Source organism: Bacteroidota bacterium (assembly GCA_026391695.1).
GTDB lineage: Bacteria > Bacteroidota > Bacteroidia > Bacteroidales > JAGONC01 > JAPLDP01.
This window is the reverse complement of record JAPLDP010000090.1, coordinates 1-12,472: the sequence shown is the minus strand read 5'-3', so window position 1 is coordinate 12,472 and position 12,472 is coordinate 1. Positions and strand designations below refer to the sequence as shown.

The window sequence follows — 12,472 nt, the reverse complement described above, 5'->3', positions numbered from 1 at the left end:
CGAAGCTCAGGATTGGGATGATCACTCGAAGCAAAAATAGTACAACGGTAACCATCTTCATTAGCCAGCTTATACATGAATCCATGACCGGATGCAGGATTATCAATCATATCCTGTATAAGCTGCCTGACATCAACCTCGAAGTCCTGATGAGGATCAAGTGTATTTGGCAAATAAACCCTATTCTCCTCTGTGACAGAAGGTTGGTTATTCCAGGTTACTGAATATTTGCCCCATTCCTCAGTAACGCGAGATAACCAGGATTCATTAGAGCCTGATAAGGAGGAATGCTCACCGTTATTTGTCGTGGAATTTGGATTGTTTGATAAATATAACGAAGCATTGATTATGGTTGCACCAGCCGGAATAGCCGAAAGATTAAATTCAATCAGGCTTCTGTAAATATAAGGTTCTCCCTGGAAAGTCCAGGAAACCGCGCAGAAATCAGGATCATAATACAAGTTCAAATCCGGATCCAACGTGGATAACAGGACATCCTTGCCATCTTCAGGGCCAGGTTGTAAAACGATGGTAGTCTGAGTTTGCAAATATACGCTGACCACTTTAGTCACTGTATCTGACAATTCATCCTTGCTGGCTATCAGGGTCACCTCATAATCACCAAAATCCTGGTATACATGTACCGGATTTTCCTCAATAGACTGTACACCATCTCCGAAATCCCATAAATAAGAGAACGCATTCAGGGATTGATTATTAAATGTAACGGTTGTACCGATATTTGAAAATGAGAAATCTGCCATTGGTCTAATAAGATAAGTAATAGTCAGTTTTGGACGAAGTTCAGGAGTGGGATGATCACTCGAAGCAAAAACGGTACACCTGTATCCATCCTCATTAGCCAGCTTATACATGAATCCATGACCGGTTGCAGAATTATCGATCATATCCTGGATGAGCTGCCTGACATTAACCTCATAGTCCTGGTGAGGATCGAGTGTATATGGTAAATAAACCTTATTCTGCTCTGTGACAGGAGGTTGATTATTCCATGTTACCGTGTATTTGCCCCATTCCTCGGTAACACGATATAACCAGCAGGCATTTGAGCCGGATAATGAGGAGTGTTCCCCATTATTTGTAGTGGAATTCGGATTGTTTGATAAATACAACGTGGCACTGATTATTTCTGAGCCACCCGGAATTACCGAAAGATCAAATTCAATCAGGCTTCTGTAAATATAAGGTTCTCCCTGGAAAGACCACGAAACCGCACAGAAATCAGGATCATAATACAAGTTTAAATCCGGATCAAGCGTGGATAACAGGACATCCTTGCCCTCTGAAGGACCAGGCTGTAAAACGATGGTAGTTTGCGACTGTAATGGAATTGCGTATCCAACAGTGAGCGCAACGATCAGGATAAGAAAGTATCTATTCATTTTCTATATCTTTAAACGTATAAATATACAAAATAAACCGATATAAAAAAAATATCCGAAAAAAATTAATGGAGAGAGGGTTTGCGAAACATATTTTGATTTTTAAATATTATCTTTATGGGCTAATCACTTTAGGTAATTTCAGTAAGATTATTCATCATCAGAGAGATGGGGATTTATACACTCCTTACGGGCAGGTTGGTAATATGAGAGAATATGAAGAAAAATGTACTTACCCGAATCTTCTGTTTTTACTATGACGGCTTCAGGGCCATGACTGTCGGCAGAAAGCTGGGGCTGATCATTCTCATCAAACTGTTTATAATTTTCATCATCTTAAAGCTCCTGTTCTTTCCTGATTTTCTCAAATCCCGGTTTAAGACGAACCAGGAGCGGTCGGATTATGTCATTGAGCAACTAACAAAATAAATCAACGTATGCTGGATCTCGTCGATTTCTCAACAGTGGATTGGTCAAGGGCGCAATTTGCCCTGACAGCCATGTATCATTGGATTTTTGTTCCCCTGACCCTTGGCCTGTCATTTATCATAGCTTTTATGGAGACCATATATATCAAGACCGGAAATCCTGAATGGAAAAAAATCACCAAATTCTGGATGACGCTTTTTGGTATCAACTTTGCCATCGGCATCGCCACTGGAATCATCCTTGAATTTGAATTCGGCACCAACTGGTCAAATTATTCCTGGTTTGTCGGTGACATTTTCGGTGCTCCGCTTGCTATAGAAGGCATCCTGGCTTTTTTCCTGGAGTCAACATTCATCGCTGTGATGTTTTTCGGGTGGGATAAGATCAAACCAAAGGCACACCTGTTCTCAACATGGATGGTCGCTATAGGTTCAAACCTCTCAGCTTTGTGGATATTGATCGCTAATGCTTGGATGCAGTATCCGGTTGGGATGCATTTCAATCCCGACACGGCACGCAATGAGATGCTGAATTTCTGGGAAGTCTTCCTGTCACCCGTGGCCATTAATAAATTTCTTCATACCGTTTCATCTTCCTATGTCCTAGCATCTGTTTTTGTCGCGGGGATCAGCGGGTGGTTTCTGCTGAAGAACCGGCATATCCTCTTTGCGAGGCGTAGCATACTCATAGCCGCTGTCTTCGGACTTATCGCTTCCGTCTTCACAGCTTTAACCGGCGATGGATCAGCGCAAAAGATGGCTGAGAAACAGCCAATGAAATTTGCCGCCATGGAAGGACACTATGATGGGATGCATGGCACCCCTCTGATTGCCTTTGGCGTTGTTCCATTGCCAAAAAGAGAAACTGAAAAACAAGAGGTGAATGAGCTTAAATACAGATTCGAAATTCCTAAGCTCCTCTCTTACATGGCTTATCGAAATTTCAACGCTTTTGTCCCGGGCATTAACGACCTGGTAAATGGCAATCCTGATCATGGTATTCTGCCTGTTGCCGACAAAGTTAAAATAGGCCGTATAGCCATTGATGCTCTTGCAGAGTATAAGGAAGCCCGAAAGACAAACGACGATACACGCGCTAGTGAAGCCCTTGATAAGTTCCAGGCCAATTATAAATACTTTGGATATGGGTATTTCGAAAATGATCCCGGGAAGCTTATCCCAAGTGTACCGTTAAACTTTTACAGCTTCCGCATCATGGTCGGTCTCGGCATATTTTTCATAGTGCTCTTTCTTGTGGTTTTAGTAAAATCGATCCGGGGAAGTATTGAGAAGTCCAGGTTCTGGCTGTGGCTTGCCATTATCTCCATACCGTTGGCTTATCTTGCAGGCCAGGCAGGATGGCTCCTTGCGGAAATGGGCCGACAGCCATGGATTATTCAGGATCTTATGCCGACTATGGTCGCCGTATCGCACATCAATGCAGGATCAGTGATGGTGACATTCTGGCTTTTCGCTGTTTTATTCACTACCCTCCTCATTGCTGAAATCACCATTATGGTAAAACAAATCAAATCAGGACCAAAAAATGGAGGGAATGACTAATGTTTGAACATTTATCATATTTCGGATTACAACAATATTGGTGGTTTATAATCTCCCTGCTGGCGTCGTTCCTTGTGTTTCTCATGTTCGTCCAGGGCGGGCAAACGCTTATCTATACGGTTGGTAAAAACGATATGGAACGAAAGATGATTGTCAACGCACTGGGACGAAAATGGGAATTTACTTTCACCACGCTGGTAACCTTCGGGGGGGCCTTTTTTGCCTCTTTTCCATTGTTCTATTCAACAAGCTTCGGAGGAGCATTCTGGGTATGGATGATCATCCTCTTCTGCTTTGTCATTCAAGCAGTTGCCTATGAATTCCGGTCCAAGCCCGGCAACATCCTCAAACGACGGACTTACGACTTTTTCCTTTTTATCAACGGTGCCGCAGGAACCATATTAATAGGAACCGCAGTAGGTACATTCTTTACAGGCGCAATGTTTTCGCGAAACATATACAATTTCACTCAGTGGGAAACGCCATGGCGTGGACTGGAAGCAGTGACAAATATTCAAAACCTGGTGTTGGGCCTGACTATTTTCTTCCTGGCAAGAACATTGGCTATCCTTTACTTTATGAATGCTATCGCTGATAAGAACATTTTCATTAAAGGGAAAAAACAGCTCCTGTACAATGCTATTCCATTTGTCGTACTTTTCCTTTTCTTCACCATAAGGTTAATGTTTATAAATGGTTATGCCTACGATCCGGATACGATGGCAGTGTTCACGGCCCCACATAAATACTTTACAAACTTTATCGAAATGCCCTGGGTGCTGATTCTTTTCCTGGCAGGTGTCATTCTTGTCATGTATGGTATCGTTCTGTCCATTTTCAGGGATTCAACCAAAGGGATCTGGTTTACAGGACCAGGAACCATACTGGCTGTTTTCGCACTATTCATCATTGCAGGATTTAATAATACGTGTTATTATCCGTCTACGTTTGATTTACAGAGTTCGCTGAACATTATCAACAGCTCATCCAGCAAATATACCCTCACAGTGATGAGTTATGTATCCTTACTTGTACCCTTTGTTATGGCATATATTGTATGGGCATGGAAATCGGTTAACAACAGAAAAATCGATGAAAAAGAGATAAATGAAGGGACACATACGTATTAATCAGGCATTAGCTTATTTTAAAATATTCACAGATGTATTGGAAGGAAATTCTTTGGTTGCTGAGCTGGCCGGTATTGATTATTGCCGCTTATCTGGTAATAAAGGCATTAATAAGCCGGTTTGACAGAAAGATTGATCAACCGGAAAAACAAGAAGACATATTGGAATAATCAGATCCCTTCATTCGGGTCATTGCTCCGGATATACTCCAGCATCTCTTTGGTGAAATCAAGATAAAGGACCACCTTGCTGTAATCGAATTCGACGTTATTCTGGTATTGCAGCAACAACGTATCGCCAATCCTTGTATCAGGAAGGATGCCAGCGAAAAAAAAGCCCATCTTTTCAAATTCAGGTGTCAGGTGATAGGTCAAAGGATCTTCAAGCCTCAGGAACATATTGATCGATGAGATATTCTGAACGCAATACCCACGTAAAATCTTCCTTACCTCCTTGAGGATGTTTTCACCATAATGATCAATATACAGTTCACTGCAGCCCTCCAGTTCATTGAGTCCTGTTTTTATGTTCGACTCTTTGCTGTCAAAATGAAGGTTGGAATCTGCAGGTTCCCTGAAATGATGATCGACTCCTAAATTCTTATACAGTTTTTCAATAATATTCTTGTGATGCACAGGTGGGTAAAGAGTGAGCTGTGGCGGATCTTTCAGGTACTTAAAACCGAGTACCACGCTGATGCGCTGCGAGGTGTCATCCGAAATGCCTTTGAACTTCCACGACGAAGGACTGGTAGCAAGCAGGATGCCGGTATCTTTAATTCCAAATTTTACCAGCGATTTCTGAGTAAAGATATGATTAGTAACAGCATAGGCATAAACACCTGTCAGCTCACGTTTTTTGGGGGTGGTGAAAAGAAAATCCACCAGGTGGTTCAATGCGCCCTGACCCCGGTATTCAATATTGACGAAGGCAAAAGTCAGCTCAGCAATGGTTTCATCAGGATGTTGAAAGAGTAAGGCTGCATGCCCCATGAACTCATTATTTTTTGTCACGGCCACAGCCGAAATCATCTCACCTGTGTCATTCATTTCCACAAGCCGCTCGGGGTAATAGATGTGGTCGTCGAAGAAAGAATAACCATGCGATTTATAGGCACAGCGCGAAACCTCAATGGCTTCTTCAGGTTCCATGGCTCTCACATTGAAATCGATTTTGCCGGTGATGACCTTAGGGTCTTCCGCAATCTGATCCAGGTCTTCGTTTTCTGCAGCTTTCTGACCTGATCCGTGCAGGTACTTCACCATATGTACCTCTTTGCCCAAATGACCGAGGTTTTGGAATGACAGATCATCCACCACTTTCTGAAGCATAAAGACGCCCAGCCCTTCGGTCGACAAGTCCTCAATGTTTTTCGTGATATTGAACCTGGCTATCCGGTTGGGATCGAAAGGGATGCCCATATCTTTAACAATAATTTTTATCCCGTCAGGAATTTTCTGACAGATTATATCGATAGTCTTGCTCTCTTCTTTATCGTACGCATGCTTCATGACATTAGTAACAGATTCTTCAACAGCAATGTCAATTTGGTTTAAGGCATTACCCTTGAATCCTATTTTTTTAGCTACATCCCTCACAAAGAATTGTGCAAGGTCAAAATATTCAAGGTTATTCGGCACCGTCAGTTTAAATGATTCCAGGTTTTCCATAAGTGATCAATATTTTTCAGGTGCTGAAATTAATCAATATTTTTGACTGGCGTTAAATATATAATAAAAAACGTGATTCAATTCCGAAGTAGACACACGGATGTCATCTCTTTGAAGAGATGCCATCCGTATCTCTTTGGAGAGATGCCATCCGTGTCATTTCGGATGATATCTTTAAAAAAGATAGCATCCGTTTCATATTTTGTGTAGCTTTGTATACCCAATCCCTGAATGCCATGAAATACATTATTCTCCCAATCCTCCTGGCATGCATGACCTGCTCATTATGTTCCGGTCAATCACTGCAGCCTCCTGATGAAGACCAGTATAGACCGGATGAATATCCGGCATGGATCGACTTGATGAATGATCCATCGGTCAATTTCTATGATGTTAAACAGGCCTTTGACGAGTATTTCGCCGACAGGCCGAAAGACAGAGGCACTGGGTGGAAACAATTCAAACGATGGGAATGGTTTATGGGACAGAGGGTTTATCCTACCGGCAACAGGGTTAATCCGTCACAGGCATGGGAAGAGATCTCCAAATTCAGGAAGAGCTATCCGGCAGAAAAATACCGCACCAACAGCAACTGGACTGAGCTGGGGCCTTTCACCTATCTCAATAACACCGGGCACTGGAGTGCCGGCCTCGGCAGGATCAATGTCATCGCACGCCATCCGTATGATTCCCTCACATTTTATATTGGTTCTCCTTCGGGAGGATGCTGGAAGACCACAGACCAGGGTGAGCACTGGATGCCGCTCACCGACTTTCTGCCGGCCATTGGCGTATCGGCTATCGCAATAGATCCTGACAATCCTGAGACCGTTTATATCGGAACCGGTGATAAAGATAACGCCGACACATACAGCATCGGAATATTAAAATCCACCGACGGGGGGTATACGTGGGAAACCACCGGATTAACTTGGTCGGTGGCCCAGTTCAGGAACATCGCTAAAATTCTTATAAATCCCCATGCCACCAGCGAGATATTTGCAGCGACAAGCGCCGGACTTTATAAATCGACCGATGCAGGAAATTCATGGTATAGCGTCCTGTCAGGTGACATTGACGATATAGAGTTCAGGCCTGGAAATCCCGACATCGTTTATGCTGTCACCAAAAAGTTTTACCGCTCAATTGACGGAGGCGAAACCTTCACCCAGACGACAGGATTGCCGACGAACTTCAGGGTTCAGATAGCGGTTACAGATGCCCGCCCCGACTGGATCTATTTCTTTTCTTCGCAGGATGGCATCTACCGTTCAGAAAATGGTGGACTGGATTTCACCAAACGTTCCAGCCAGCCTAATCCCGGCGTTCAGGACTGGTATGACCTCGCCATGGATGTGTCGGATGTGAATCCCGAAGAAGTGCATATCGGTGAAGTCATCACCTACCGGTCGCTGGATGGCGCTCAAACGTGGACACTGACCACCGACTGGACATGGAACAACCCGATAGGATATACACACTGTGATATCCACGAGATGGTGTTCTATGGCGGCACATTATATGTAGGCAGCGACGGGTTAATATGCAAGACCACGGATGCAGGAGATACCTGGACGGATTTTTCGGTAGGTTTAAATATCAGGCAGTTTTACCGAATTGGCTGTTCTCAGAACAATCCTTATAAGATACTTGGCGGATCACAGGATAATGGCACAAGCGTCTATTCCTATGACTACTGGCATGAGTGGCTCGGAGCCGACGGGATGGAATGCGCCGTGAATTATCTGGATGAAAACATCGTATATGGCACCTCACAGTTTGGTAATTTCTATAAATCCATAGCAGGAGGCAACTTCGGCAATGTCGACATAGCCCAGCCCGGCGGCGGCGGATGGATAACACCTTTCGTCATGCACCCGACAAATCCCGACATTCTGTTCGTTGGCAATACCAACGTGCGTAAAACCACCGACGGGATGATGAGCTGGACGACCATCTCCAGCCTGGGTAACTCGGAAATCAATGGCCTTGCCATTTCCCAATCCAATCCTGATTACCTTTATGTCTCAAAATCGGCAAACATATACAGGACAAGCAACGGCGGCAGCGAATGGGTACAGATAAACAATGGATTACCTAATATATACATCACCTATATCGCTATTCATCCTTCCGATCCGAAGATCGTGGCTATAAGCCTTTCAGGATACACTGCCGGTGAAAAAGTTTACATCACATACGATGCAGGTAATACCTGGGAAAATATTTCCGGTAATTTACCGAATATCCCTGCCAACTGCGTGGTTTTCGCTGATGATCCGCTAAATCCTCTATATGTTGGAATGGATGTGGGGGTATATTACCGTGACAATACTTTAACCGAATGGGAACCTTTTATGACGAGCCTCCCCGATGTGATTGTGGATGAGCTGGAAATTCATCATGCATCAGGCATGATACGTGCAGGCACCTATGGCCGCGGACTGTGGGAGTCACCTATTCATGCTTCGGTTCCGACAGCCGCATTTACCTGCAATCAGACCACCATACCTGTTGCATGCAGCGTCGATTTTACCAGTCTGTCATCAGGAATACCCGAAACCCTCGAATGGCATTTCGAAGGCGGCACACCTGAAACATCGAATGAAAAAAATCCTTCAGGCATCATATATTATGTTGAAGGCTCATATGACGTCACATTAACCGTCATTAATGACCTTGGAACAAACACACTGACAAAGGAAGATTACATTACCGTGAGCTCTACCCTATTGCCAGGTACCAATTTTTCGGCAGATGATTCAATTGTTTGCAGCAACCAGAACATCATCACATTCAATGACCTGACAATTTATTGCCCCAATGCCTGGAACTGGAGCATTGATCCCGGCACCATCACCTTTATGGAGGGCACGAATGCCAGTTCACAGAATCCTGTTGTCAGATTTGATGAGAACGGCACCTATACAGTAACACTGACTGCGTCGAATGTCAATGGATCTCAAGCTCTGGTGAAGAATGATTACATCTCGATAGGTGGTTTATCACTTCCATTTGCCGAAGATTTCGAAGCCCCCGCATTCAGGAATGGCTGGACAATTATTAATCCCGATGCAAAGATAACGTGGGAGCTTGCTGACGTTGGTGGTAACACACCGGGAAATAAAGCCGCCAGGGTAAATATCTATAATTATACCGTGCCTCCCGGACAACGTGACAGGTTGATTTCCCCACCCTTCAACCTCACAGGGTATGGCAATGCGTACCTGAGCTTTCAGCATGCCTATGCGAAACGGTACTTCCAGATTACCGACTCGCTCATCATCTATATTTCAGATAATTGCGGTTCAACATGGACACGAATTTTTGCCGGCGGCGATAATGGTTCTGGCAGCTTTGCTACCCATGAGCTCACAACAGACGAATTCATCCCTGCAGTGGCGGAAGACTGGTGCGGTGGCGGCTATGGAAGTGAATGCAATATATTGGATATCTCTGCATGGACCGGACAAAGCGATGTACAAATTATGTTTGAAACCTATAATTACCTGGGGAATAACATTTATATCGATAATATCACGGTTACAAATGCTATATCAGTCGATCCGAACACACCCCAGCAACCGGTTATGGATATCTATCCTAATCCATCAACAGATCAAATACATATTTCTATACGGAATGTAACTGGAGAGGTTGAAGTTGAATTAATGAATCTCCAGGCACAGGTAATTCAAAAAGAAAAGATTGCGGGTCATGATGGTGTTTATAGTGAAAGTCTTGATCTGGCAAATTATCCAAAAGGTATTTATCTGATAAGACTGATTGGGCACAACTGGCAAAAGATACAAAAAGTAGTTATTAAATAGCTGAAAGTTCGATTTCTTTTTAAACCGCAGAGGACGCAAAGAAGGCACAGAGGTCGCAAAGTCCTGCGATTAAATCTTCTTTGCGTTCTTTTATTCAATATCACCTCCCATGCAACTATTTTTTACACCTGATATTTCGAAAAATAATTACATACTGAGTCCTGAGGAATCAAAACATTGTATCCGGGTACTGCGGCTGAAAAAAGGAGATACAATTTACCTTACCGACGGCAATGGCAACCTGTTCAGTGGCATCCTGTCAGATGATAATATTCGTGGCTGTGCTATACAGATTGTCTCGGCTCAGAATGAATATGGAAAGAAGAACTATCATCTTCATATTGCTATTGCACCGACAAAAAACATCGATCGTTTCGAATGGTTTCTGGAAAAGGCAACGGAGATTGGTATCAACGAAATCACTCCTTTAATCTGCGAACATTCCGAACGAAGAACTGTCAATACGGAGAGGTTGAATAAGATACTGGTATCGGCTTTGAAGCAGTCGCTTAAAGCGTATTTACCGGAATTGAATCAGCCGGTCAGATTCAATAATTTCATAAAGGAGAAAAGAGACTCTCAGAAATTAATTGCATGGTATGATGAAAAGAATTTGCTGATGAAGGAGACGTATAATAAGGGGAAGGATGTGGTTGTTCTCATCGGGCCGGAAGGCGATTTCAGTTCCGGGGAAATACGGATGGCAAGGGAGGCAGGGTTTGTGGCTGTGAACCTCGGTAACAGCAGGTTAAGGACGGAGACAGCGGGAGTGGTGGCGTGCCATACAATAAATTTGTTGAATGAGTAAAATTTTTTCCTGGATGTGGCATTTCAGCGGGATTACTTTTCCCTTTCGCCCAAATGACGTATCGCCTTAATCAGCTCCGTTAAAATGGAGATAATCGAAATGACCATCATTATTAGCAACACTATTTTCACGATCTTATTCACTTGGCTGGTTGCAAAATCAAATGGGAAAATCACATAAAACATGATAGTCGAAAGTGCGAAGAACACATTTGCAATGGCTTTCAGGAGGTGCCGGAACCATTTTGGATCATACAAAAAATAGAGGGCATGAGCGGCTATTGAAGCATAAAAGGATAACCTGATATACCAGAGGAGATCATTGTATTCCTCAGTAAGAAATGGCACGCCCCAATCGTACAGATGTTCGAAGACATATACCAGTACAAATAAAACAATGATGGTAACCAGGTATCCGAAACGCCGGGCTATCCAGAAGGTGTCGGGCTTTTTCTGTGATGAAAATTGTTCTTCCATGATTTGAATATTTAAGTTGTAAATATAGCAAATCCAGGAATATCGATTATAAATGTCACGATCACTGCGTTCACCCTCCCAATCTTTACGTTTACAAACTCTACCCCGGCGTTAGTAAACTTTTCTCATATCTGGCATTGAGAAGTTGTAATTTTATCAGAGAACAACCTCACCCCCCCGACCCCCTCTCCTCGGTCCCCGCGTACGCGGGGATCAGCGAAGAGGAGGACAACGCAATTCTCGACTGAGGTGAAAAAAACATCTACCTATGAAAACCATTACCCTTCTTTTCTGCAGCTTAGCTATTGCGGGTGCAGTTCAGGCGCAAATCATCCATATCCCTGCTGATTATCCTACGATCCAGCAAGGGATAAGCGCTGCGATTCCCGGTGATACCGTATTGGTATCCGATGGTAACTACTATGAACAGATCAACTTCCTCGGCAAAAAGCCGCTCATAGTGGCCAGTGAATTTCTTATGGATGGCGATACCAGCCATATAAGCAATACCATTATTGACGGAAGCCAGCTGACTAATATGGACAGTGCTTCGGTGATTTATTTTGTTTCAGGCGAGGATACAACATCGATTATCTATGGATTTACCATTCGCGGAGGGAAAGGAACAATTGCTGCCAATACCGTGATTGACCGTATGGGCGGAGGCATTTTTATTTCCGGCGCCGGCGCCAAAATTATTCATAACAGGATTACACGCAATACTCTCGATGGTACACAACCCGCCAATGGGGAGACAGTATTTGGAGTCGGTATTGCAACAGACACCGCAGGGTTTGCTTCCAATTGGGTCGTTATCGAGAACAATATCATTGACAAAAATTCAGCTGTTTCAGAAAGTTCGGCTGGTGCCGGAGGAATTTATATAATTACTAACAGCAGAATAATAAATAATCGCATATCTGATAATACGTGCATTGGGAGTGGTGCACAGGCTGGGGGGGCTGCTCTGCGATTCTTATGAATATCCTTTTTCCCTGGCAACGGTACATAATAATTTCATTATAACTTTTCTTTTACAGTTAACGCACAAATAATAAGTGCATATGATTGATAATTAATATTATACAAAGAAGGATTTTGAAATTTTGGTAAAAATGTGGTGCCAAATAAAAATGCTTTAAGTATTGACTTTATTGTTTTAAT

General features: G+C 43.3%; 10 protein-coding genes and 2 pseudogenes. 7 read left to right on the top strand and 5 right to left on the bottom strand.

Annotation, left to right across the window (positions count from 1 at the left end):
• From NT175_14555 to NT175_14545, 3 genes and pseudogenes are all read right to left on the bottom strand, one after another.
• Positions 1–563 (bottom strand): DNRLRE domain-containing protein (locus NT175_14555; GenBank protein ID MCX6235913.1); only part of this gene is annotated, 563 nt, incomplete at its 3' end.
• 36 nt (positions 564–599) lie between these two features.
• Positions 600–695: pseudogene (locus tag NT175_14550) on the bottom strand (PKD domain-containing protein).
• A gap of 144 nt (positions 696–839) precedes the next feature.
• Positions 840–1,403 (bottom strand): annotated as a pseudogene (locus NT175_14545) (DNRLRE domain-containing protein).
• Positions 1,404–1,619: 216 nt separating this feature from the next.
• On the opposite strand from NT175_14545, the gene NT175_14540 reads away from it, so the two are divergent.
• From NT175_14540 to NT175_14525, 4 genes are read left to right on the top strand one after another with little or no spacing between them, the layout of a single operon-like run.
• A complete protein-coding gene (locus NT175_14540; GenBank protein ID MCX6235912.1) occupies positions 1,620–1,832 on the top strand; it encodes a DUF4492 domain-containing protein in 213 nt (70 codons plus the stop codon).
• Between the two features lie 8 nt (positions 1,833–1,840).
• A complete protein-coding gene (locus tag NT175_14535) occupies positions 1,841–3,394 on the top strand; it encodes a cytochrome ubiquinol oxidase subunit I (protein ID MCX6235911.1) in 1,554 nt (517 codons plus the stop codon).
• Positions 3,394–4,524 carry a cytochrome d ubiquinol oxidase subunit II gene (locus NT175_14530; GenBank protein ID MCX6235910.1) on the top strand — a complete coding sequence of 377 codons (1,131 nt, stop codon included), beginning with the start codon at positions 3,394–3,396 and terminating at the stop codon, positions 4,522–4,524. Before NT175_14535 ends, NT175_14530 begins: the two co-directional genes overlap by 1 nt.
• Positions 4,525–4,556: 32 nt before the next feature.
• The gene (locus NT175_14525; GenBank protein MCX6235909.1) at positions 4,557–4,694 is read left to right on the top strand and encodes a hypothetical protein; all 138 of its coding nucleotides are present in this window, start codon (positions 4,557–4,559) and stop codon (positions 4,692–4,694) included.
• On the opposite strand, the gene NT175_14520 is transcribed toward NT175_14525, so the two are convergent.
• On the bottom strand, positions 4,695–6,194 hold the full coding sequence (locus NT175_14520) for an ATP-binding protein (protein MCX6235908.1): 1,500 nt from the start codon (positions 6,192–6,194) through the stop codon (positions 4,695–4,697).
• Positions 6,195–6,313: 119 nt separating this feature from the next.
• On the opposite strand from NT175_14520, the gene NT175_14515 reads away from it, so the two are divergent.
• Positions 6,314–10,024, top strand: a complete 3,711-nt coding sequence (locus NT175_14515) for a PKD domain-containing protein (GenBank protein ID MCX6235907.1) — start codon at positions 6,314–6,316, stop codon at positions 10,022–10,024.
• A 109-nt stretch (positions 10,025–10,133) separates the two neighbouring features.
• On the top strand, positions 10,134–10,832 hold the full coding sequence (locus tag NT175_14510; GenBank protein MCX6235906.1) for a 16S rRNA (uracil(1498)-N(3))-methyltransferase: 699 nt from the start codon (positions 10,134–10,136) through the stop codon (positions 10,830–10,832).
• A gap of 32 nt (positions 10,833–10,864) precedes the next feature.
• Here the strand turns inward: NT175_14510 and NT175_14505 are convergent, their stop codons facing one another.
• Positions 10,865–11,308, bottom strand: coding sequence for a hypothetical protein (locus tag NT175_14505; protein ID MCX6235905.1), 444 nt, complete (start codon positions 11,306–11,308; stop codon positions 10,865–10,867).
• Positions 11,309–11,576: 268 nt separating this feature from the next.
• Here NT175_14505 and NT175_14500 point away from each other — a divergent pair, with 268 nt between their 5' ends.
• Positions 11,577–12,290, top strand: coding sequence for a DUF1565 domain-containing protein (locus tag NT175_14500; protein MCX6235904.1), 714 nt, complete (start codon positions 11,577–11,579; stop codon positions 12,288–12,290).
• The last annotated feature ends 182 nt before the right edge of the window (positions 12,291–12,472 follow it).